Genomic DNA, 23,177 nt, shown 5'->3' with positions numbered 1-23,177 from the left:
ATCGACCTGACAGACCGAGTCGATTATGGATTCAACAAAGCACTTCCCGGCCGAGTCGATTATGGATTTAGCAAAGCACTTTCAGGTCGAGTCGATTACGGATTCGGCGAAGCACTTTCAGGTCGGTGTAGTTCACAAGCATCCCCCAATCAGTCCCCTCTCCCTCTGGGAGAGGGCTAGGGTGAGGGCTTTTCCCTCCCTGACACCCCACAATTCAACCAGCACCAAGGCTCCTCGATGAAACGCTACGAAAAATTCGCCGACGACATCGCTGAACTGATCCGCTCCGGCGTCCTCGGCCCCGGCCAGCGCGTGCCTTCGGTGCGTTACGCCAGCCAGACCTATGGCGTCAGCCCGTCCACGGTGTTCCAGGCCTACTACCTGCTTGAACGTCGTGGCCTGATCCGCGCCCGACCGCGCTCCGGCTACTTCGTCAACACCCATGCGCCGAGCCCGTTTTCCGAGCCGGTGATCAGCAGCCACGTCAACGATTCCACCGAAGTCGACGTCAGCGAACTGGTGTTCTCGGTACTCGATTCGATCAAAGACCCGAGCACCATCCCCTTCGGCTCGGCATTCCCCAGCCCTACCCTGTTCCCGTTGCAGCGCCTGTCGCGCTCACTGGCCAGCGCCGCCCGCGAGATGGATCCGCGCATGGTCGTCACCGACATGTCGCCGGGCAACCCGCAACTGCGCCGGCAGATCGCCCTGCGCTATATGGTCGGTGGCTTGATGCTGCCGATGGAAGAATTGCTGATCACCAACGGCGCCCTCGAAGCGCTGAACCTGTGCCTGCAAGCGGTGACCGAACCGGGCGATCTGGTGGCGATCGAAGCCCCGGCGTTTTACGCCAGCCTGCAAGTTCTGGAACGGCTGAAACTCAAAGCCGTGGAAATCCCTGTGCATCCGCGCGATGGCATCGACCTCGGCGTACTTGCGCAAACCCTGGAACGCCATCCGATCAAGGCCTGTTGGTGCATGACCAGTTTCCAGAACCCGATGGGCGCGACCATGCCCGAGGCGAAGAAACAGGAACTGGTCGAACTGCTGCGCCGCCATCAAGTGCCGCTGATCGAAGACGACGTCTACGCCGAACTCTATTACGGACAACAAGCACCGAAACCGGCCAAGGCTTTCGATACTGAAGGTCTGGTGATGCACTGTGGCTCGTTCGCCAAGAGCCTGGCCCCCGGCTATCGCATCGGCTGGGTCGCCGCCGGACGCTACGCGCAGAAAATCGAACGGCTGAAACTGATGACTTCGTTGTGTGCTTCGATGCCCGCGCAAGCGGCGATCGCCGACTACCTGCAACACGGCGGCTATGACCGGCATCTGCGCAAACTGCGCTACGCACTGGAGGAACAGCAGAGCGCGATGCTCGCGGCGATCGCCCGGTATTTCCCGGCGCAGACGCGGGTCAGCCAACCGGCCGGTGGCTACTTTCTCTGGCTGGAACTGCCACCGCAGATGGATTCGCTGAAGCTGTTTCAGATGGCACTGGCGCAAGGCATCAGCATCGCGCCGGGGCCGATTTTCTCGCCGACGCAGCGCTTCAGGAATTGTATTCGGTTGAATTATGGCAGCCCTTGGACCGAGGATTCGGAAAAGGCCATGGAGACGTTGGGGCGGATTGTGCGGTCGTTCTGACAGATTGATGGTGTTTATTTTGGCCTCTTCGCGAGCAAGCTCGCTCCCACATGGGTTCTGTGCCATTCACACATCCAATGTGGGAGCGAGCTTGCTCGCGAAGGGGTCGGTGCTATCGAAATCCAGGCGATTAACGCCCACCCCCCAAATCAACAAACGTCCCGGTCGCATAAGACGCTTTATCCGACAACAACCAGACAATCGCCTCCGCCACCTCATCCGGCCGCCCGCCACGGGCCATCGGAATCGCCGACTCCAGCTTGCTGACCCGATCCGGATCGCCGCTCAACGCGTGAAAATCGGTATAGATGTAACCCGGGCGCACCGCGTTGACCCGAATCCCCTCGCCCGCCACTTCCTTGGACAAGCCGATGGTGAAGGTATCGAGCGCGCCTTTGGACGCGGCGTAATCGACGTATTCGTTTGGCGAGCCAAGACGCGAGGCGACCGACGACACATTGACGATGCTGCCGCCCTGGCCGCCGTGCTTGGGCGACATGCGCAGGATCGCGTGCTTGGCACAGAGGATCGGCGCCAGGACATTGGTTTTCATGATTTTCAGAATGCGGAATTCGGACATTTCGTCGACCCGCGATTTGTGTCCGACGGTGCCGGCGTTGTTCACCAGCGCAGTCACACGGCCCAATTCGCTGTCGACCCGCTGGAACAGCGCGATCACTTCGTCTTCGATGCTGACGTCAGCGCGCACGGCGATGGCTTGTGCGCCCAATGCACGGACTTGCTCCAGCACACTTTGCGCAGCCTGCTCGTCTTGCTGATAGTTAATGCAGATCCGATAGCCTTGCTCGGCAGCCAACAACGCCGTAGCGGCGCCAATCCCGCGCCCGCCCCCGGTGATCACAATGACTTTATCCATGCTGGCCTTTCTCCCCCGATGCACACGTAACAGTCGGGGGGAAGAATAACCGCCATTGACGGGTTTTGCATGAGGTCTGTTGTGTCGGGCCGGACGCCTTCGCGAGCAGGCTCGTTCCCACAGGGGTATGCATTCCAAATGTGGGAGCGAGCTTGCTCGCGAAGAACGATAACGCGGTCGATCAGACCACCGTTAACTGCTCACCCCGCGCAATATCCTGCATGAATTTGTCCGCCGGCATCGGATGCCCGAGCAGATAACCCTGCAACGAATCACACCCCAGCTCAGTCAGAAACGCCTGCTGCACCCCGGTTTCAACACCCTCAGCGACAATCCGCAAGCCCAGCGCCTGCCCCAGCGCAACGATCGCGGAAACAATCGCCGCATCGTCGCTGTCATGCTCCAGATCGCGCACAAAGCCACGGTCGATCTTCAGCTCGTTGGCCGGCAAGCGCTTGAGGTACATCAGGCTGGAATAACCGGTGCCAAAGTCGTCAATCGACAGGTCGACGCCCATATCCGACAACTCCTGCAACACCGTCATGCTCGCATCGGCATCGCTCATGGCCGTGGTTTCGGTGATTTCCAGGGTCAGGCTGTTGGCCGGCAAGTGGTGAGTGGCCAATGCCTTGGCGACGCTGCGCACCAGCCCGGTGTGGCAGAACTGCAGCGCCGACAGGTTCACCGCGATACGCCAATCGGTGTAACCGAGCACGAACCATTCGCGCATCTGCCGACAGGCTTCATTGAGCACCCAGTCGCCGATCGGGATGATCAGGCCCGATTTCTCGGCCAGATCGATAAACTTGTCCGGCATCAGCATGCCGTGGATCGGGTGTTGCCAGCGCAATAGCGCTTCGGCTCCGACCGGATGGCCATTGGCCGCGTCGAATTTGGGCTGGTAATGCAAGCTGAACTGACTGTGTTCCAGTGCCGCACGCAGGTCCTGCAGCAACTGCAACTGCTTGCGCGCGTTGTTGTTCATCGACGCATCAAAAAAGCTGTAACCGTTTTTGCCGCCGCCCTTGGCGTGGTACATCGCCGCGTCGGCGTTCATCAGCAGTTCCTGCGCGTTCTGGCCATTGCCCGGATACAAGGCGATGCCGACGCTGGCGGATATCTGCAAGTCATGTTCGGCGACGCGGAATGATTGCGCGATCAGGCCGACCTGGCGTGCCGCCAGCCCCAGCGCATCATTGGGTTCGCTCAGACGCACCAGCAACACGAACTCATCGCCACCGATCCGCGCCAGTGTGTCGAGGCTGCGCAAGTCTTCACGCAGACGCACACCGACTTCGCGCAATAACTGATCACCCATGTGATGGCCGAACGCATCATTGACCGGTTTGAAGCCGTCCAGATCGATGAACATCAAGGCAAAGCAGCCGCCCTGCTCGTTGACCTTTTTCATCGCCTGATTGATCCGGTCGTCCAGCAGCATGCGGTTCGGCAGGCCGGTCAGGGTGTCATGCAGGGCCAGTTGCGTCAGTTCGCGGTTAGCCACAGTCAAAGAGTGGGCGAGATCAGCGGTGCGCGCTTCGAGGCGCGCGTCGAGAATCGAGGTCAGCAAGGCAATCGACAGCACCGCCAGCGTGGTGATCAACACCAGGCTGTCGAGGCCATTACCCTTCAAGCCATTGACGGTGGCGCCACAGAAACTGCCGTCGGGGAACTGCGCGGCGGCCATGCCGGTGTAATGCATGCCGACAATGGCGATGCCCATGATGATCGCTGCGCCGCCACGAATCAGGCGCACATAAGGAGAGTGCTGACGCAGGCGAAAGGCGATCCACAGCGCCGCCGCCGACGCACCGACGGCGATCAGCAACGACGCGCCAAACAGTGTCGGGTCGTAGTCGATTCCCGGGGTCATGCGCATCGCCGCCATGCCGGTGTAGTGCATGGCACTGATGCCGGCGCCCATGATCAGCGCGCCGAACGCCAGTTGCAGAATCGGCAGTTTCGGCTGGCTGACCAGCCACAAGGCAAACCCGCAGGACAACACCGCGATCAACAGCGACAACGCCGTCAGGCTGATGTCATAGCCCAGATCGATCGGCAGCTTGAAGGCGAGCATGCCAATGAAATGCATCGACCAGACGCCGATGCCCATGGCGAACGCACCACCGGCGGTCCAGAAATGCACCGCACGGCCTTTGGCCGTGGCGATACGACCGGTGAGGTCGAGCGCGGTGTAGGAAGCGAGAATCGCCACGCACAACGAAATGAAAACCAGGGTGGAGGAATAACTACCGATGAGCATGGGATTTCTCGTGGCCACCCAACGCGGACTGCGTCCATTCTCGGTCAGGCAAATGCGGCGATTGTACTGATTACGCAGAAGAACGCACTGACAAAGTAAGCAATTGGCCATCAAGCCGATGAAACGTTTGTTTGATCGTCCGAGATGCCTCTGGAATGGGGCTTTCTGAACCTTGCGCGATCATTGTGGGAGCGAGCCTGCTCGCGAATAGGCTCTCTGATTCAAAATAATCAGTCACTGCATTGACGCCTTCGCGAGCAGGCTCGCTCCCACAGGATTTCGGCCACGGCGTGATTTATTGAGTGTCACTGACATCCAGTTGCCCATCCCACCCACCACCCAGCGCCGCGATGAGTTGCACGCTGGCGATCAAGCGGCTTTGCAGGATATTCAGCACGCTGCGCTCGTTGCTCAGTGCCGTGGCTTGCACCACAACTACATCGATGTAGGCGATCAATCCGGCCTTGTACTGGTTTTCCGTCAGGCGCAGGGAATCGCGGGCGGCATCCAGCGCTTCTTGGCGCACCGCCGCTTCGTCTTCGTACACCTTGAGCTGCACCAGATAGTTTTCCACCTCGCGGAAACCGTCCAACACGGTCTGGCGATACTTGGCCACGGTCTGGTCATACACCGCTTCGGTGCGATCGACTTCTGCCGAACGAATGCCGCCGTCGAACAGCGGCAACGCCAGTTTCGGCCCGACCGACCAGAAGCGGTTCGGCAGGCTGACCAGATTCTGCGAGGTGCTGCTGCTGTAACCGCCGCTCAGGCTCAGGCTCAGGTCCGGGTAATACGCCGCTTTGGCCACGCCGATATTGGCGTTGGCGGCGATCACCGAACGCTCTGCCGAAGCAATGTCCGGGCGGCGCTCCAGCAACTGTGAAGGCAGGTTCAATGGCACCTGCGGCAACTTCGGAATGGTCTGCACTTCGGCAATGTTGAAATCCGCCGGCGCTTGGCCGGTCAGTACGGCAATCGCATTTTCAAACTGCGCGCGCTGCCAGATCAGGTCGACGAGATCAGCCTGGGTGCTTTTCAGCTGCGTCTGCGCCTGCGCTACCGCATCGCGCCCGGAGACGCCGGCGCGGTACTGGTTCTGGGTCATTTTCAGCGAGCGTTCGTAGGCGGCGACCGTGGCTTCGAGCAGGCGTTTCTGCTGGTCGATCACGCGCAGTTGCAGGTAGTTCTGCACCAGCTCCGATTGCTGGCTCAGGCGCATGGCGGCCAGGTCGGCAAAACTGGCCTGGGCACTGGCCTCATCGGCTTCCAGTCCACGGCGCAGCTTGCCCCACACGTCTGCTTCCCAACTGACGCCCAGTTCGGCGTTATAGGTGTCGCGGATGCCGCTGGAGGAACTGCTCAAACTCGAACTGCTGCTGCCGGTGCCCTGACTGGAGCGGGTCTTGCCCAAGCTCAAGTCAACACTGGGATAAAACGCCCCGCGCGCACTGCGCACCAACGCCTGGGCCTGACGGTACTGGGCTTCCGACTGTGCGACGGTCTGGTTGGAATTGTTCAGGCGTTCGATCAAGCCGTTGAGCTGCTGATCGCCGTACAACTCCCACCAGGCACCACGGGCCAGCGAATCGCTCGGGTTGGCCTGGGTCCAGCCCTCGGCTTCCTTGTACTGGGCAATTTCAGCGGTCTGCGGACGCTGGTAGTCCGGGCCGACAGCGCAGGCACTGAGCATCGCCACGCACAGCGACAGGCTGAGCAAGCGCGAGCCGCGAACAGTGGCCAGATTGAAAAGCGAACGGTCAGTCATAGCGGAGTTTCCAGAGCGGCGTCAGTACGCACGCCACGCCATTTGTTGAAACGATGGCGCAGCTTGTCGAGATAGAGGTAAACCACAGGGGTGGTGTAAAGCGTCAGTACCTGGCTGAAAATCAGCCCGCCGATGATGGTCAGACCCAACGGCTGGCGCATTTCCGCACCTTCGGCCCGGCTGAGCAGCAACGGCAAGGCACCGAGAATCGCCGCCAACGTCGTCATCAGAATCGGCCGCAGGCGTTGCAGGCAGGCACTGCGAATAGATTCCAGCGGCGACAGGCCCTGATGACGCTCCAGTTGCAACGCGAGGTCGATCATCAGAATGGCGTTTTTCTTCACCACGCCAATCAGCAGGAACAACCCGAGCAACGAGATCAGGCTGAACTCACCGCCCAGCGCATAGATCGACAGCAACGCGCCGACGCCGGCCGACGGCAGGGTCGATAGAATCGTCAGCGGATGAATGTAGCTTTCATACAACACGCCCAACACCAGATACACCGCCAGCAACGCACCCAGAATCATGAACGGCTGGCTCTTTTGTGTAGCGGCAAAGGCGTCGGCGGTACCGGCCATTTTCGCGATGACATCTTCCGGCAGGCCGAGCTTGGCAATCGCCCGTTCGATGGCGGCACTGCCTTGCTCCACCGTCACGCCTTCGGCCATGTCGAAAGAGATGTCCTCGGAGGCGAACTGGCCTTCGTGGCTGACGCGGTCGTCTTCCAGGCTATTTTCGTAGTGAGCGAACGTCGACAGCGGCACCCGCGCACCGTCAGCGGTGATCACCTGAACCTGCTTGAGCGTCACCGGGTCCTGGGCGTATTTCGGATTGACCTCCATCACCACCTGATACTGGTTGAGGCTGTCATAGATCGTCGAAATCTGCCGCTGGCTGTAGGCGTTGTTCAACACCGAGGTAACCATGTCCATGTCGATCCCCAGGCGCTTGGCCTGATCGCGGTCGACAATCAACGTCACTTGCTGGGCACCCTTGCCTTCACGCGCGTCGATCGCGGTCAGCTCAGGCAACGCCCTTAACGCGGCAACCACTTTTGGATACCACTTGCGCAACTCGCCCAGATCACCACTTTGCAAAATGTAGCTGTACTGCGAGGTGGTCTGTTCGCGGCCGCCGCCGAATTGCAGGTCCTGATCGGCCATCAGCATCAATTGCGCACCGGGGACCTTGGGCATTTCCTTGCGCAGGCGCTCGATGACTTTCTGCGCGTTGAGCTGGCGCTCCTTGATTGGCTTCAGACGCACCAGCATGAAGGCGTTATTGGTGCCGTTGCTGCCGCCAATGAACCCGGCAACACTTTCCACCGCTTCGTCCTTGAGCACGGCGCGGCGGAAGATTTCCATTTTCGGCTGCATCACGCTGAACGACAGGCCGTCGTCGCCGCGCACGAAACCGATCAACTGGCCAGTGTCCTGCTGCGGCATGAAGGTTTTCGGCACCACCACGTACAGCGCGACGTTGACGCCGACGGTGATCAGCAGGCTGAGCAGCGTCAGGCGCCGGTGGCGCAACACCCAGTCGAGGCTGGTGGCGTATTTGCCGACCATCCAGTCGTTGGTGCGGCGACTCCAGCGTTGCAGGCGGTTTTCCTGTCCCGGCGTGTGTGGTTTGAGCCAACGGGCGCAGAGCATCGGCGTCAGCGTCAGCGAGACCACCAGCGACACGACGATGGCCGCAGCCAGGGTGATGGAAAACTCGCGGAACAGGCTTTCGACAATCCCGCCCATGAACAGGATCGACAGGAACACCGCCACCAGCGAGACGTTCATCGACAGCAAGGTGAAACCGACTTCCTTGGCCCCGAGATAGGCGGCCTGCATCGGTTTGACGCCTTCGTCGATGTGCCGGGAAATGTTCTCCAGCACCACGATGGCATCGTCCACCACCAATCCGGTGGCCAGAATCAGCGCCATCAGCGACAGGTTGTTCAGCGAGAAGCCATAGAGGTACATCACCGCAAAGGTGCCGACCAGCGACACCGGCACGGCCAGTGTCGGAATCAGCGAGGCGCGGAAGTTACCGAGAAACAGGAACACCACCAGAATCACCAGCGCCACGGCAATCAGCAAGGTCATCTCGGCTTCGTGCAGAGTGGCTTTGATCACTGGTGAGCGGTCCATGGCCAGATTCAGCTTCACGCTGGCCGGCAGCACGGCTTGCAGCGCCGGCAACTGCGCCTTGATCTCGTTGACCGTCTCGATGATGTTGGCGCCGGCCTGGCGGTTGATCACCAGCAGCACCGCCGCGTCATCGTTGAAGAAGCCGCTGTTATAGCGGTCTTCGACGCCGTCGCTGACCTTGGCCACGTCCTTGAGGCGCAGCGCGGCGCCGTCAGCGTAGTGGATGATCAGTGACTCGTAATCCTTGGCTTTCTCCAGCTGGTCATTAGCCTGGATCTGCCACAAACGCTGGCCGTCCTCGACCGAACCCTTCGGCCGGCGCACGTTGGCATCGGCGATGGTCTTGCGCACATCGTCGAGCGCCACGCCGTACTGGTTCAGCGCCTGTGGTTCGAGCTCGATGCGCACCGCCGGCAGCGAACTGCCGCCGATCTGCACTTCACCGACACCCTGCACTTGCGACAGGCTCTGCGAAAGAATCGTCGAGGCCAGATCGTAAAGCTGGCCTTTTTCCAGCACATCGGAGGTCAGCGACAGCACCATGATTGGCGCCTGCGACGGGTTGACCTTCTTGTAGGTCGGCATGCTGCGCATGCCGCTCGGCAGCAGATTGCGCGAAGCGTTGATCGCTGCCTGCACTTCCCGCGCGGCACCGTTGATGTCGCGGTCGAGATCAAACTGCAGAATGACCCGGGTCGAACCCTGACTGGAACGGCTGCTCATGGTGTTGACGCCGGCGATCGCGCCGAACGAGCGCTCCAGCGGTGTGGCCACGGTGGACGCCATGACCTCCGGGCTGGCACCGGGCAGACTCGCCTGCACGACGATCACCGGGAAATCCATCTGCGGCAGCGGTGCCACCGGCAGCAGACCGAAGCTGACACCGCCGAGCAGCATGATCGCCAGGCTCAGCAGCATTGTGGCGACCGGACGCTTGATGAAAGGGCCAGAGAGGTTCATCGAACACGATCTCCGCCTTCACCGCAGATCCCTGTGGGAGCGAGCCTGCTCGCGAATGCAATCTTGTATTCAACAATGATGTTGCCTGACAGGCCGCTTTCGCGAGCAGGCTCGCTCCCACAAGGGATGTGTGATGCTCGCGAAGTCATACCGACACCTCTTCAGTGTCAGCATTGGTCTTGCCAAAGCGCCGACCGAGGCGGTCGAAATACAGGTAGATCACTGGCGTGGTGAACAGCGTCAGCACCTGGCTGACCAGCAAACCACCGACCATCACCAGACCCAGCGGCTGACGCAATTCAGCACCTGAGCCCGTGGCGAGCATCAACGGCACCGCACCAAACAGCGCCGCCAGCGTGGTCATCAGAATCGGCCGGAAGCGCAACAACGCCGCCTGATAGATCGCCTGTTCCGGCGCCATGCCTTGCGTGCGCTCAGCATCGAGGGCGAAGTCGATCATCATGATCGCGTTCTTCTTGACGATACCGATCAGCAGGATGATGCCGATGATCGCGATCATGCCCAGATCATTGCCGCTGAGCAGCAACGCCAGCAAGGCACCGACCGCCGCCGACGGCAAGGTCGAGAGAATGGTGATCGGGTGAATGTAGCTCTCGTACAGCACGCCGAGCACGATGTACATGGTCACCACCGCCGCCAGAATCAGCAGCAAGGTGCTCGACAGCGAAGCCTGGAACGCTTCGGCCGCGCCCTGGAACTGGGTCTGCACGCCGACGGGCATGCCGATGTCCTTCTGCACCTGTTCGATGATGTCGACCGCATGCCCCAGCGCCACACCGGGCGCGAGGTTGAACGACATCATTACCGCCGGGAACTGGCCGATATGGGTGATCGCCAGTTGCGCCTGACGCTCCTCGATATGAGCCAGACTCGACAGGCGTACCTGCGCGTCATCGGTGGTCTTGACGTGAATCTGGTCCAGCGCCTGCGGGCCGATCTTCTCTCCGGCCTGGGCTTGCAGCACCACGCGGTACTGGCTGGCCTGGGTGTAAATGGTCGAGATCTGCCGCTGGCCAAAAGCGTCATAGAGCGCATCGGTGATGTTCGCCACCGAAACGCCAAGGCGTGAGGCGGCATCGCGGTCGATCACCAGATAGACCTGTAAACCCTTGTCCTGCAAATCACTGGCAACGTCGGTCAATTCCGGCCGTTGGGCCAGCGCTTCGACCAGTCGCCCGCTCCACTGGCTGAGCAGTTCGGAATCCGGCGAGGACATGCTGAACTGATACTGGGTCCGGCTGACACGGTCTTCGATGGTCAGGTCCTGCACCGGCTGCATGAACAGGCGGATGCCGACCAGTTTGTCCAATTGCGGTTGCAGGCGCGCAATCACTTCAGTGGCGCTTAGATCGCGATCGCCATGGGGCTTGAGGTTGATTAGCAAGCGGCCGCTGTTGAGCGTGGCGTTATCGCCGTCGACACCGATGTAGGACGACAGGCTCTGCACCGCCGGATCTTGCAGAATGATTTTCGCCAGTTGCTGCTGACGCTCGCCCATCGCGGCGAAGGAGATCGACTGCGGCGCTTCGGAAATGCCCTGAATCACCCCGGTGTCCTGCACCGGGAAGAAGCCTTTCGGCACGACCATATAGAGGAACACGGTCAACCCCAGCGTAGCGATGGCCACCAGCAGGGTGAGCGGCTGGTGCTTGAGCACCCAGCGCAGCATCCGCCCGTACTCGGCAATCATCCAGTCAATCACCGCGCCACTGGCCCGATAGAAACGGCCCTGCTCGTGTTCTTCCGGTTCGCGTTTGAGCAGACGCGCGCACATCATCGGCGTCAGGGTCAGCGAGACCACCAGCGAAATCAGGATCGCCACGGCCAGGGTGATGGCGAACTCGCGGAACAGCCGCCCGACCACGTCGGCCATGAACAGCAACGGAATCAATACTGCGATCAGCGACAGGGTCAGGGAAATCAGGGTGAAGCCGATCTGCTTGGCGCCCTTAAGCGCCGCTTGCATCGGGCTGTCGCCCTCTTCGATGAAGCGCGCGATGTTCTCGAGCATGACGATGGCGTCGTCGACCACGAAACCGGTGGCAATGGTCAGCGCCATCAAGGTCAGGTTGTTAACCGAGAAGCCGGCCAGATACATCACGCCGAAAGTGCCGATCAGCGACAGAGGCACGGCCACCGATGGAATGATCGTGGCACTGGCGCGGCGCAGGAACAGGAAGGTCACCATCACCACCAGGGCGATGGCGATGAGCAATTCGTGTTGTACGTCGGTGACCGAGGCGCGAATGGTCTGCGTGCGGTCGGTCAGCACCGTCACTTCGAGGCCGGCCGGCAGGTTGTCGGTGATGCTCGGCAGCAGCGCCTTGATGCGGTCGACCACCTCAATCACGTTGGCACCCGGCTGACGCTGAATGTTCAGCAACACGGCCTGATTCTGGTTGGCCCACGCTGCGAGACGTTCGTTCTCGGCGCCGTCGACGATTTCCGCCACGTCCTTGAGTCGCAACGGCGCGCCGTTCTTGTAGGCGAGGATCAGGTTGGCGTAGTCCTCGGGCGAGGTCAGCTGATCGTTGGCGTCGAGCATCGACACCCGGGTCGGGCCGTCGAAGTTGCCTTTCGGCTGGTTGACGTTGGAAGCACCGATCAAGGTGCGCACGTCGGACAGGTTCAGGCTGTTGGCCGCCAGCGCCTCCGGGTTGACCTTGATTCGCACCGCCTGACGCTGACCGCCGGCAATGCTGACCATGCCGACGCCGCTGATCTGGGCGATTTTCTGCGCCATGCGCGTATCGACCAGGTCATTGAGTTTGGGCAGCAACATGGTTTTCGAGGTGATCGCCAGGGTCAGCACCGGGGTGTCCGCCGGGTTGACCTTGTTGTACACCGGCGGCGCCGGCAAATCGGTTGGCAGCAGATTGGTCGCGGCGTTGATCGCGGCTTGCACCTGTTGTTCGGCGACGTCCATGTTGATGTCGAGGCTGAAACGCAGGGTCAGCACCGACGCACCGCCGGAGCTGGTCGAGGCCATTTGCGTGAGGCCCGGCATCTGCCCGAACTGGCGCTCGAGCGGCGCGGTCACGGCACTAGTCATCACGTCCGGGCTGGCGCCGGGATAAAGGGTCATGACGCGGATGGTCGGGTAGTCGACCTGCGGCAGCGCCGACACCGGCAGCAGGCGGTAAGCGATCAGGCCGGCCAGAACAATGGCCAGCATGCTCAGGGTGGTGGCTACCGGTCGGAGGATGAACAGCCGCGAAATGTTCATGCGCCCTTCTTGGCCTTGTCGGAGACAGCAGCGTCAGTCGGGGTGGCGGCAGATTTGCCTTGCAGGTGTTCGGTCGGGGTGGTCGGTACTTGGTTGCTGTCGTTGACCACTTCCACTTCACTGCCTTCCTTGAGGCGGTCGGTACCTTCCAGCACAACGCGGTCGCCGGCGGCCAGGCCTTCGGTGACCACGGTGTTTTCGCCATCACTGGCGCCGATCTTCAATTGGCGAATGGTGACTTTCCTGTCGCCATCCAGTGCATAGACGAAGGTGCCGTTGGTGCCGAACTGGATGGCCGCTGACGGTGCCAGCACCACGCCTTTCAGCGTGTCAGCGAGCAAGTGAACGTTGACGAACTGGTTGGGGAACAGCGCCTGATCGCGGTTTTCGTAACGGGCCTTGAACTTCAGGGTGCCGGTGGCGACGTCGATCTGGTTGTCGAGGCTTTGCAGCACGCCGGTGGCTTGCAGTTTGGTGTCGCCGCGGTCCCACGCCTCGGCCGGCAGCTTGGCGCCGCTGCGATAGCGGGCGAGCACGGTTTCGAGGCTGTTTTCCGGCAAGGTGAAAGCGACGCTGATCGGTTGCGTCTGGGTGATCACCGCGAGAAACGTGGTGTCGTTGGCGGTGACGAGGTTACCGACGTCAACCTGACGCAGACCGACGCGACCGGCAATCGGCGCGCGGATCTTGGTGAATTCGAGATTGAGCTTGGCATCGTTGACCGCTGCCTGATTGGTCTTGACCGTGCCCAGATACTGGCCGACCAGCGCTTCGGCGGTATCCAGGGTCTGTTTGGCGATGCTGTCCTCTTTGTACAGACCGCGATAACGCTCGACGTCGACCTGAGCGTTTTTCAGTTGTGCCTGATTCTGCAGCAAAGTGCCTTCGGCCTGCAGCAAGGCGTTCTGGTACGGACGTGGATCAATCTCGGCCAACAGGTCGCCGGCCTTGACCATCTGCCCTTCTTCGAAATTGATCTTGACCAGCTCGCCGCCCACCCGGCTGCGCACATTGATGGTGTTGAGCGCGGTCACGGTGCCCAGCGCCTTGTAGTACAGCGGGAAATCGCCAGTAACCGCCGGCGCCACGCGCACCGGAATCGGCCCCGTACCGCCACCGAAGCCCGGCCGCATCATCCCCGAACGCCCGGTGTGCCCGGCCGCAGCCTTGTCAGTGCCCTCTTTGTGGGCTGAACCGGCGGGCCAGAATTTCCAGCACAGGACAGCGATCACCAACAGGACAAGCAGGCTGATCAGCCAGCGACGGGAGTTACGAGGGGACGATTGCATGGAGTGATTAACCATTGGGCGCGTGGGCTTCTTTTACGGGAGGCTGAACGATAAGCACTGATGGGGAATTAGCAAAGCAGCTTTACCGGCAATTTACCTTCAACTTACGTTTCAAGGTGTGAGGCAAAACACTGATACACAAATGAAAACGGCCTGGACAGGGCCAGGCCGTTAACAATTGTAAAAGCGCTTACTTGAGAACGGACAGTGCCGCTTCGTAGTTAGGCTCTTCAGCGATTTCCTTGACCAGTTCGCTGTGCAGGACGTTGTCGTTTTCGTCCAGAACCACGACTGCGCGAGCGGTCAGGCCTTTCAGCGGGCCGTCAGCGATGGCCACGCCGTAGTTCTCGATGAACTCGGCACCGCGCAGGGTCGACAGGTTCTGTACGTTTTCCAGGCCTTCGGCGCCGCAGAAACGCGCTTGGGCGAACGGCAGGTCAGCCGAGATGCACAGCACTACGGTGTTTGCTACTTCGTTGGCCTGAGCGTTGAACTTGCGCACGGAAGTGGCGCAGGTCGGGGTGTCGACGCTTGGGAAGATGTTCAGCACTTTGCGCTTGCCGGCAAAGTCTTTCAGGGTGACGTCGGACAGATTGCCGGCAACCAGAGAAAAGGCTGGCGCCTTGGAACCGGCTTGTGGCAACTGGCCGTTGACTTGAACCGGATTGCCTTTAAGGGTGACTTGAGCCATGACTTGAGTCCTTCTGATGTTTTGATTGGAAAGCATGCAAGAGGCCGAAGTTAACCACGAAATGTTTCAAGGACCTATGCCCTTTAATGAAATTGTTGGGTGGTCGCGCGAAAAATTGTATACAAAACCAGCACAATTCCCATGTGGGAGCGAGCCTGCTCGCGAAGGCGCCGGATCAGTCAGCATAAATGTTGAATGTGACGACCTCTTCGCGAGCAGGCTCGCTCCCACATTGGATTCTGCGGTGTTGTTGGTCTTTTATTTAGAGCCCCTGTCGATTCAGCGCTAACCCGTTCGACTAAGCAATGAATCCCACCAAACTCACGGAGTACCCGCCATGCGATTCATGATCCTTGTCAAAGCCAGCGCCGATTCGGAAGCCGGCATCATGCCCAGCGAAGAGCTGATCACCGCCATGGGCAACTTCAACGAAGAACTGGTCAAGGCCGGTATCCTGATCGATTGCGACGGCCTGCACCCGAGCAGCAAAGGCGCTCGCGTGCATTTCTCCGGCGACAAACGCACGGTCATCGACGGGCCGTTCATCGAGACCAAAGAACTGGTGGCGGGTTACTGGATCTGGGAAGTGAAATCGAAAGAAGAAGCCATCGAATGGGTCAAGCGCTGCCCTAATCCAATGTCAGGCGATTCTGATATTGAAATCCGCCAGATATTTTCTGCCGAAGACTTCGGCGCCGAGTTCACCCCCGAAGCGCGGGAACAAGAAGAACGCGTTCGCGAACAAGCCAAGAAAAACAGCTGAACCGGATATCCCCATGTAGGAGCTGCCGAAGGCTGCGATCTTTTGATCTCAAAAAGCAAAGTCAAAAGATCACAGCCTCATTTCATTCGACAGCTACAGAATCGATCACTCGGGCATAGAGCGGATCTTGATCGTTCCCACGCTCTGCGTGGGAACGCCTCAAGGGACGCTCCGCGTTCCAGCTTGCGAATTTGACGCAGAGCGTCAAGGGCCGCATTCCCACGCAGAGCGTGGGAATGATCATTCAAGAGCGATCAGTTTTTGAGTTCGACGTGATCGAGGGCTTGATTCACCGCGAGTTCCCCCAGCATGACGACCTGTGCGATCCCCAGTGCGGTCTTGCGCTGCGAGGTTTCCAGCGAGGCGGCGAAGTTGATCAGCATCTCGCTGGCCGAGCCGAGGGTTTCGCTGGCGTTGGCGAGCAGGGATTCGGTGTTGTATCTGGGATTGGCGAGGTACATGGGTTCCGGCTCGTTGGCGCTGGACATGATGCGGGCGGCGGGAGTGAGGTAGTAGTCGAGGGCGCGGTCGGCGGCTTCGTGAAGTTTTTTACTGTCGATTGAGGCGTAGGGGGATGTGGTGTTGGCGTCTGATTCTGGGGGATTGGGTGTTGGTTTTTTCATGGTGTAACTCCGCTGAAAGTTGGAGCTGTCCCATTCGGTTTCCGGACGAAGAGGTGGCAGCTGTACGCAGGTTGGAAACCCGGGCAGCGGCGACCCGGTCGACCCGAAGGTCTCCCGCGCACAGCCGCCATAACGGACTGCACACATTCGAAGTGCGCAAGGATACGTTATGAAAGGCGTGTACGCGCCACTAATACCCGTCGGGGTTTCCAGTCCCGGTCGCTGATTTGGCAGCGACGAACACAGGCTAGAGACCCGACGTCCGACGGACAACCTGAAAACCTTGTGGGAACGTTCCGCAAAATCGAAACAACCTTTAAACATCCCGAATTGAAATACGCATATGTAAGAGCTGCCGAAGGCTCGAACCGCGATCGGACGATCGAAAATCACCGAGCGCTTCCAGAAGGACATTGTGCGCAGCACCTTGCAGGACGTCGGCATTGGCTCGGCCGCTTGGGTCAACTACCGTGCCGCGTTGGGATGGAGGGAATCCTTACTTTCGCTGGTTTACCGGGCAATGATGTAGCGCCTGAGCAAATGCCATCGCGGGCAAGCCCGCTCCCACAGGGAACGATGTGAATCAAAAATCGTATTCACAACGCCGAACCCTGTGGGAGTGGCTTGCCCGCGATGGGGCCATCAACTGCGCTGAATCATTTGGACCCTGACTTCAACTTGAGATACGACTGACGCAGGTCTGAGGCCCATCCATCGATCACAGGTTTGACGTCATTCGCCGTCATCGCCTGCTTGTCATTTTCCAACGGCTTGCCGGTACCTTTGCGCACCACTTGCGCGACGACCTTGTTATTCGCGCCATCGAGAAACACCGCTTCGGTGGCCAATGTAGTTTCCTGATCGCGAATACCGCTGGCGGTGCTGACCGCTGCGGCGACCAGAGCGATCGGAATCACTTCATACGCGTGCAGGCCTTCGGTCTTGCTGCTCACGGCGGTGATCGCCGCGCGCACCACAATCACGCCTGGGCCCGGGCCGGTGGCCAGCGGCAAGTCTTTACCGATCTCACGTTTGAGCGCCTGATCGTAGTAGGAGGTGATGCCATTGAGGGTCTGCTGGGAGATCTTCGCGGTCGGTTGCGGTTTCGGGTAGAGCTGAGTCGGTTCGATGTACACACTGGTGAATTTCTTGATGTCGACCTTTGGATCGATCCAGCGCATCACCTCGGCACCGGACGGCGATTTGGCCTCCTTGAGCTGACTGTAGTCCTTGAGGAAGCCTGAGTACTCTTTCGGGTCGACGGTTTTGCTGGAACAACCCACCATTGCGACGGTGGCAATGCACAGAGTGCCCATCATCACTGCTAGCTTCATGCTGTAACTCCTGTCAGAAGGCCGAAAACTTTGTCCGGGGGAATTACAGGTATAGCTAAAACCTCAGTAATTGCGATTGCAAAGCACAATATTCACGCAAGGCTGCGCGGTGGATCACATGCGTCATTTGAAAGACGTCGAGCATCCGGCAACGCTGCATTGAGCACTTGGCAATGCGTGAACTTCAAGAGTCGGCTGCACTGGAGCAAGTTGAGCCGGAACGCCCGCAAGTGCTTTTGCAGGGCTGGAAGCAGATGAACCAAGTGATTGGCTGGAGATTGTCTTCCCTCACCCTAGCCCTCTCCCAGAGGTAGAGGGGACCGAATGGGGGATATTCAAGAGATACACCGACGTGAGCGATTGGCTTTGAATCCATAATCGACTCGGTCTTTCACGTCGGTGCAGGACGACAGACACCTCGGTCAGTCCCCTCTGCCAGAGGTAGAGGGACCGATTGGGGGAGATTCAAGAGATACACCGACGTGACCGATTCGCTTTGAATCCATAATCGGCTCGGTCTTTCACGTCGGTGCAGGACGCCAGACACCTCGTTCAGTCCCCTCTCCCTCCGGGAGAGGGTTAGGGTGAGGGGCTCTTAAGGATTCACCCGATTACCAGGATGAAGTCTCACCACTGCGCAAAGCCATCTCCCGCCGGCTGTTGATGTGCATCGCCTTGATCAACGACACCGTGCCCACCAGCAAAATCGCCGCCCCCAACAGGAAGTCGATGTTGTACAGCTGAAAATCCTGCACCGGCCCGATCAGCAGCACCCGCACGATCGCCGCGCCCAACAGCGTGGCGAGGAAGTCGATCCCCGGCTCATTACGGTAAAACACCAGCAGCAATGGCAGACATAGCACCAACAGCAGCAGCAACACCACAACCTTGAACGAGCCTTTGCGCTCAACGCTGAAGGCACATTCGTGCGGCCCATAAGCCTTGTAATCCTCGTCGCGGATCATCGAGGTTTTCTCGTTGATGTAATCGACGCGGTTGTACTTCTGGATCGGTGTGAAGGTGTTGGACATCTCCATCAACGTGGTGATGTTCTTGAAACGCAGGTCGATGCGCTCGCTGCCCTTGAGGTAATAGAGCACCGGTTTGTAGCCGTAGCGATAGGTGTCAAAAGGGAATTCGGTGACCTGGCCCTGCACGCCGATCGGGCGCGGTTCAAGTTCGGCGTAGGCACTTTTGTTGGTGGCCGACAGGTTGCGGCTCAGCGGTTGCACCTTGACCTGCTCAAGGAAGATCGGCGTGACGCCGTAGGACCACTGCAACGGTTCCAGACGCAAGCGCAGTTCGTTGCGAGCGAGGTCATAGCGGTTGAAAGTACGTTCAGAGACCACCAGGGAACCGCTGAACATGAACTCGCCGCGCAGGTTGTTGGTGACGCGCAAGGTCAACTGATCCTTGCCCAGCAGCGCTGCTTCCGTAGTCGGTGGCGTGCCGCACCACGCGGTGCTTTCGCCGACGCCGCCGAGCTGGCCGTTGCGGTTTTCCTTGAATACGTAAAAGTAACTGGCCCACAGCGTCACCATTAACAGCAACGCTGTGAGGCCGAGGATTTTTTTGCCCGGACTCACTGATCAGACTCCCTTCTTCGGTTCCATCGTCCAGCCGAAAACCCGCTGGCGACGGCGACTCTACCAAAAGGCCAGCATCGACCCAAGGGAAAATGCCCGATTCATCAGGTTTCTAGGGGTTTCCCCTGCCCGGGCAAAGGGTTAGCGCCGACGAAAAAGCGGGCGCGGTTCGATGACTGAGCGGCCGTAGAGCACGCTCATGCCGGCAAGTCCCTTGAGTGCATCCTCAGCCGATTTGTCCTCACGCACCGCGAAACTGTCAAACCCGCACTGGCGCATGTGGCTGAGCTGATCGCGCAACACATCGCCAATCGCGCGCAACTCCCCTGCCCAGCCGAACCGACTGCGCAGCAGATAAGCCTGGCTGTACGCCCGACCATCGCGAAAACTCGGGAAATCCAGCGCGATCAGCGGCAACGACCCCAGCCACGGCACCAGACTTTCAACCTCGTCATCCGGGCCGAGCCACACGGCGTGAGTCGACGGCGATTCAAGCCAATGCGTCAGCGGCAACATCAGCAATCCGTCCGGCCTTGGCATCGATGGCTCGCGCACCAGCGTCCACGGATCGTCCGTCACAATCCGCGCTTCACCGTGCTCCAGCCGCAACAGATTGTTCATGCCGACACCTCCAGCGTCTTCGGATAGACCCGTTCCTTGAACGGCTCCAGGCCGATCCGTGCCACGGTATCGACAAACAATTCCTCGTGCTCGCGATAGCGCACGAAGGTGCCGATGATCCGCTCGATCACCTGCGGCACCTCGGCGGCGCTGAACGACGGGCCGATGACTTTACCCAATGCGCTGTTTTTACCTTGAGCACCGCCAAGGGTGATCTGATACCACTCGCTGCCGTTCTTATCGACCCCCAAGATGCCTATATTGCCGATGTGGTGGTGGCCGCAGGCGTTCATGCAGCCAGAGATGTTCAGGCTGATATCGCCCAGATCATGCAGGTAATCGAGGTTGTCGAAACGCGCCTGAATCGCCTGGGCGATCGGGATCGATTTGGCGTTGGCCAACGCACAGAAATCGCCGCCGGGGCAGGCAATGATGTCGGTCAGCAGGCCGACGTTGGCGCTGCCCAGGTCATGTTTGCACGCCAGTTGCCATAGCGCGTAGAGGTTGGTTTTCGGTACATCGGGCAGAACGATGTTCTGCTCATGGGCAATACGAATCTCGCCAAAACCGAAACGCTGCGACCAATCGGCCACCGCGAGCATCTGCACAGCGGTGACATCCCCCGGCGGCGACGCCATGCCCGGTTTGGTCGACAGCACCACACTGGTGTAGCCCGGCACTTTGTGCGGCTGCACGTTGCGTGCGACCCAGCGGGCGAACGCCGGGCTTTCCGCCAGGCGCGTGCCGAAGTCCAGATCGGTGTCGGCCAGGCTGTGATAGACCGGCGGCACAAAGGCACTGGCGACCCGTTGATATTCGTCTTCGGTCAACTGCGCCGGGCCGTCCTTGAGGTGCTGCCATTCCTCTTCGACTTCCTTGGCGAACGCCTCGATGCCCAATGCTTTCACCAGAATCTTGATCCGCGCCTTGTACTTGTTGTCACGCCGGCCATGGCGGTTGTACACCCGCAGAACCGCTTCGACGTAGGACAGCAAATGCTGCCACGGCAAACCTTCGCGAATCTGCAAACCGAGGATCGGCGTGCGCCCCAGACCTCCGCCGACGATCACTCGCAGGAGCATCTGCCCGTCGCGTCCGGAGTAAAGGTACAGACCGATGTCGTGCATCATGATCGCCGCGCGATCCTGCTTGGCTGAACAGATGGCGATCTTGAATTTGCGCGGCAGAAAGAGGAATTCCGGGTTGATCGTCGACCACTGCCGCAGGATTTCGGCCAACGGGCGCGGGTCGATCATTTCGTCTGCTGCGACCCCGGCGAACGCCTCGGTGGTGATGTTGCGCACGCAGTTGCCGGAGGTCTGGATCGCGTGCATGTTGACCTGCGCCAAGCGTTCGAGGATGTCCGGCACCTCGGCCAGTTCGATCCAGTTGAACTGCATGTTCTGCCGCGTGGTGAAGTGGCCGTAACCGCGATCGTAATCACTGGCGATGCTGGCCAACGTGCGCATCTGCTCGGCGCTCAGCGTGCCGTAGGGAATCGCCACGCGCAGCATGTAGGCGTGCTTCTGCAGGTACAGGCCGTTTTGCAGGCGCAGCGGCAGGAACTCCTCCTCGCTCAACTCCCCAGCCATGAAGCGCTCGACCTGATCGCGGAATTGCGCAACGCGCTCGAACACCAGCGCCCGGTCGTAATCATCGTATTGATACATGCACACCTCACCAAAATTGATCACAGATCAAAACTGTGGATTTTCCCAGACTATGGCCGAACAGCGCAGCACGTTACAGATTCACCTGAGGCGATAAAAACCATATCAGGGCGCGGCAGAACGCCGCAGCCAGCCCTTCAATCTGATCCGCACAAATCGAAGATTCCTGAGCCTGTTTTGTTTCTCGCGGGGTTTCTACAGTGCAGCTCATGCCAGACCGGGTGGCCTGGCAAGACTTTGCAACCGTGGATGAACTGACCATGAGCACAGCAACAATCGGACAGGCTTACAACTACAAGGTCGTCCGCCAATTCGTTATTGCGACAATTTTCTGGGGTGTGGTGGGCATGGCGATGGGCGTGTTGATCGCCTCGCAACTGGTCTGGCCGGAGATGAATCTGGACCTGCCATGGACCACTTTCGGCCGACTGCGACCGCTGCACACCAGCCTGGTGATTTTCGGTTTCGCCGGTAGCGCGCAATTCGCCGCCAGTTACTACGCGGTGCAGCGCACCTGCCAGGTGCGGCTGTATTCGGACACCCTTGCCGCGTTCACTTTCTGGGGCTGGCAATCGGTGATCGTGATCATGTTGATCACCCTGCCAATGGGCTACACCACAACCAAGGAGTACGCCGAGATCGAATTCTCCGGCGCGGTGTGGATGGCCGTGGTCTGGGTCGCCTACGCCGTGGTGTTTTTCACTACCGTGGTGCAGCGCAAGACCAAGCACATCTACGTCGGCAACTGGTTTTTCGGCGCGTTCATTCTGGTGATCGCCATGTTGCATGTGGTCAACCACCTGTCAATTCCGGTGGACTGGTTCAAATCCTATCCGGTGTATTCCGGCGCCACCGACGCCATGGTGCAGTGGTGGTATGGGCACAACGCGGTGGGTTTCTTCCTGACCACCGGGTTCCTCGGGATGATGTATTACTTCGTGCCGAAACAGGTCAATCGGCCGGTGTATTCGTATCGTTTGTCGATCGTGCACTTCTGGGCGCTGATCACCCTGTACATCTGGGCCGGCCCGCACCATTTGCACTACACCGCGCTGCCGGACTGGGCGCAGTCGCTGGGCATGGCCATGTCGCTGATCCTGCTCGCGCCGAGCTGGGGCGGCATGATCAACGGCATGATGACCTTGTCCGGCGCCTGGCATAAGTTGCGCACCGACCCGATCCTGCGCTTCCTGGTGCTGTCGCTGGCGTTCTACGGCATGTCGACCTTCGAGGGGCCGATGATGGCGATCAAAACCGTCAATGCCCTCTCCCACTACACCGACTGGACCATCGGCCACGTCCACGCCGGTGCCTTGGGCTGGGTGGCGATGATCACCTTCGGCGCGACCTATCACATGGTGCCGAAAGTGTTTGGTCGCGAGCAGATGTACAGCACGCCGCTGATCAACCTGCACTTCTGGCTGGCGACCATCGGCACGGTGTTGTACATCGCCTCGATGTGGGTCAACGGCATCACCCAGGGCCTGATGTGGCGGGCGATCAACGAGGACGGCACGCTGACCTATTCGTTTGTCGAAGCGCTGCAGGCCAGCCATCCGGGGTTCATCGTGCGCTTTGCTGGCGGGGTGTTTTTCCTCACCGGCATGTTGCTGATGGCCTATAACGTCTGGCGTACGGTGCGCGTTGCGGACGTGGCGCTGGCCCACCGTGAAGCGCAGATCGCCTGAGGCAGGGAG

The 23,177-nt window shown here is 59.9% G+C and carries 15 protein-coding genes; 3 read left to right on the top strand and 12 right to left on the bottom strand.

Annotation, left to right across the window (positions count from 1 at the left end; translation table 11 throughout):
• Window positions 1–237 precede the first annotated feature (237 nt).
• Complete coding sequence (mapR, locus tag GTU76_RS13070; RefSeq protein ID WP_034155962.1) at window positions 238–1,647, top strand: GntR family transcriptional regulator MpaR; 1,410 nt, start codon at window positions 238–240, stop codon at window positions 1,645–1,647.
• 130 nt (window positions 1,648–1,777) lie between these two features.
• Here mapR and GTU76_RS13065 read toward each other — a convergent pair whose 3' ends face one another.
• The 7 genes from GTU76_RS13065 to tpx all read right to left on the bottom strand — a co-directional run bounded on the left by GTU76_RS13065 (window position 1,778) and on the right by tpx (window position 14,883).
• Window positions 1,778–2,524, bottom strand: coding sequence for an SDR family oxidoreductase (locus GTU76_RS13065; protein ID WP_016985122.1), 747 nt, complete (start codon window positions 2,522–2,524; stop codon window positions 1,778–1,780).
• A 181-nt stretch (window positions 2,525–2,705) separates the two neighbouring features.
• Complete coding sequence (locus GTU76_RS13060) at window positions 2,706–4,787, bottom strand: putative bifunctional diguanylate cyclase/phosphodiesterase (protein ID WP_180698770.1); 2,082 nt, start codon at window positions 4,785–4,787, stop codon at window positions 2,706–2,708.
• A 295-nt stretch (window positions 4,788–5,082) separates the two neighbouring features.
• Window positions 5,083–6,552, bottom strand: a complete 1,470-nt coding sequence (locus tag GTU76_RS13055; RefSeq protein WP_180698769.1) for an efflux transporter outer membrane subunit — start codon at window positions 6,550–6,552, stop codon at window positions 5,083–5,085.
• Window positions 6,549–9,656, bottom strand: coding sequence for an efflux RND transporter permease subunit (locus GTU76_RS13050; RefSeq protein WP_180698768.1), 3,108 nt, complete (start codon window positions 9,654–9,656; stop codon window positions 6,549–6,551). Before GTU76_RS13050 ends, GTU76_RS13055 begins: the two co-directional genes overlap by 4 nt.
• A gap of 145 nt (window positions 9,657–9,801) precedes the next feature.
• Window positions 9,802–12,903 (bottom strand): MdtB/MuxB family multidrug efflux RND transporter permease subunit, encoded by a 3,102-nt coding sequence (locus tag GTU76_RS13045; RefSeq protein WP_180698767.1) that lies wholly within the window; start codon window positions 12,901–12,903, stop codon window positions 9,802–9,804.
• On the bottom strand, window positions 12,900–14,207 hold the full coding sequence (locus GTU76_RS13040) for an MdtA/MuxA family multidrug efflux RND transporter periplasmic adaptor subunit (RefSeq protein ID WP_180698766.1): 1,308 nt from the start codon (window positions 14,205–14,207) through the stop codon (window positions 12,900–12,902). The genes GTU76_RS13045 and GTU76_RS13040 overlap by 4 nt, the downstream gene beginning before the upstream one ends.
• Window positions 14,208–14,382: 175 nt before the next feature.
• Window positions 14,383–14,883: a thiol peroxidase gene (tpx, locus tag GTU76_RS13035; RefSeq protein ID WP_016987527.1), complete on the bottom strand. Its 501-nt coding sequence runs from the start codon at window positions 14,881–14,883 to the stop codon at window positions 14,383–14,385.
• A gap of 337 nt (window positions 14,884–15,220) precedes the next feature.
• Between tpx and GTU76_RS13030 the strand changes: the two genes are divergently transcribed.
• Window positions 15,221–15,646 carry a YciI family protein gene (locus GTU76_RS13030; protein ID WP_116254697.1) on the top strand — a complete coding sequence of 142 codons (426 nt, stop codon included), beginning with the start codon at window positions 15,221–15,223 and terminating at the stop codon, window positions 15,644–15,646.
• Window positions 15,647–15,900: 254 nt separating this feature from the next.
• Here GTU76_RS13030 and GTU76_RS13025 read toward each other — a convergent pair whose 3' ends face one another.
• The 5 genes from GTU76_RS13025 to GTU76_RS13005 form a co-directional block, all read right to left on the bottom strand.
• Window positions 15,901–16,269 carry a DUF6124 family protein gene (locus GTU76_RS13025; RefSeq protein ID WP_180698765.1) on the bottom strand — a complete coding sequence of 123 codons (369 nt, stop codon included), beginning with the start codon at window positions 16,267–16,269 and terminating at the stop codon, window positions 15,901–15,903.
• 656 nt (window positions 16,270–16,925) lie between these two features.
• Window positions 16,926–17,603 carry a DUF3313 domain-containing protein gene (locus tag GTU76_RS13020; protein ID WP_095118720.1) on the bottom strand — a complete coding sequence of 226 codons (678 nt, stop codon included), beginning with the start codon at window positions 17,601–17,603 and terminating at the stop codon, window positions 16,926–16,928.
• A 611-nt stretch (window positions 17,604–18,214) separates the two neighbouring features.
• Window positions 18,215–19,189 carry a hypothetical protein gene (locus GTU76_RS13015; RefSeq protein ID WP_180698764.1) on the bottom strand — a complete coding sequence of 325 codons (975 nt, stop codon included), beginning with the start codon at window positions 19,187–19,189 and terminating at the stop codon, window positions 18,215–18,217.
• 141 nt (window positions 19,190–19,330) lie between these two features.
• Window positions 19,331–19,810, bottom strand: coding sequence for a DUF934 domain-containing protein (locus GTU76_RS13010; RefSeq protein ID WP_016987520.1), 480 nt, complete (start codon window positions 19,808–19,810; stop codon window positions 19,331–19,333).
• Window positions 19,807–21,480, bottom strand: a complete 1,674-nt coding sequence (locus tag GTU76_RS13005; protein WP_180698763.1) for a nitrite/sulfite reductase — start codon at window positions 21,478–21,480, stop codon at window positions 19,807–19,809. Before GTU76_RS13005 ends, GTU76_RS13010 begins: the two co-directional genes overlap by 4 nt.
• A 260-nt stretch (window positions 21,481–21,740) precedes the next feature.
• Here GTU76_RS13005 and ccoN point away from each other — a divergent pair, with 260 nt between their 5' ends.
• Window positions 21,741–23,168 carry a cytochrome-c oxidase, cbb3-type subunit I gene (gene ccoN / locus GTU76_RS13000; RefSeq protein WP_122855164.1) on the top strand — a complete coding sequence of 476 codons (1,428 nt, stop codon included), beginning with the start codon at window positions 21,741–21,743 and terminating at the stop codon, window positions 23,166–23,168.
• Window positions 23,169–23,177: the final 9 nt, after the last annotated feature.

Source organism: Pseudomonas crudilactis, from assembly GCF_013433315.1.
Lineage (GTDB): Bacteria > Pseudomonadota > Gammaproteobacteria > Pseudomonadales > Pseudomonadaceae > Aquipseudomonas > Aquipseudomonas crudilactis.
This window is presented reverse-complemented; position numbering and strand designations above follow the sequence as displayed.

Coding starts and splice junctions, on each gene's coding strand:
- mapR (WP_034155962.1), top strand. CDS start 238: ATGAAACGCTACGAAAAATTCGCCGACGACATCGCTGAACTGATCCGC.
- GTU76_RS13065 (WP_016985122.1), bottom strand. CDS start 2,524: ATGGATAAAGTCATTGTGATCACCGGGGGCGGGCGCGGGATTGGCGCC.
- GTU76_RS13060 (WP_180698770.1), bottom strand. CDS start 4,787: ATGCTCATCGGTAGTTATTCCTCCACCCTGGTTTTCATTTCGTTGTGC.
- GTU76_RS13055 (WP_180698769.1), bottom strand. CDS start 6,552: ATGACTGACCGTTCGCTTTTCAATCTGGCCACTGTTCGCGGCTCGCGC.
- GTU76_RS13050 (WP_180698768.1), bottom strand. CDS start 9,656: ATGAACCTCTCTGGCCCTTTCATCAAGCGTCCGGTCGCCACAATGCTG.
- GTU76_RS13045 (WP_180698767.1), bottom strand. CDS start 12,903: ATGAACATTTCGCGGCTGTTCATCCTCCGACCGGTAGCCACCACCCTG.
- GTU76_RS13040 (WP_180698766.1), bottom strand. CDS start 14,207: ATGGTTAATCACTCCATGCAATCGTCCCCTCGTAACTCCCGTCGCTGG.
- tpx (WP_016987527.1), bottom strand. CDS start 14,883: ATGGCTCAAGTCACCCTTAAAGGCAATCCGGTTCAAGTCAACGGCCAG.
- GTU76_RS13030 (WP_116254697.1), top strand. CDS start 15,221: ATGCGATTCATGATCCTTGTCAAAGCCAGCGCCGATTCGGAAGCCGGC.
- GTU76_RS13025 (WP_180698765.1), bottom strand. CDS start 16,269: ATGAAAAAACCAACACCCAATCCCCCAGAATCAGACGCCAACACCACA.
- GTU76_RS13020 (WP_095118720.1), bottom strand. CDS start 17,603: ATGAAGCTAGCAGTGATGATGGGCACTCTGTGCATTGCCACCGTCGCA.
- GTU76_RS13010 (WP_016987520.1), bottom strand. CDS start 19,810: ATGAACAATCTGTTGCGGCTGGAGCACGGTGAAGCGCGGATTGTGACG.
- GTU76_RS13005 (WP_180698763.1), bottom strand. CDS start 21,480: ATGTATCAATACGATGATTACGACCGGGCGCTGGTGTTCGAGCGCGTT.
- ccoN (WP_122855164.1), top strand. CDS start 21,741: ATGAGCACAGCAACAATCGGACAGGCTTACAACTACAAGGTCGTCCGC.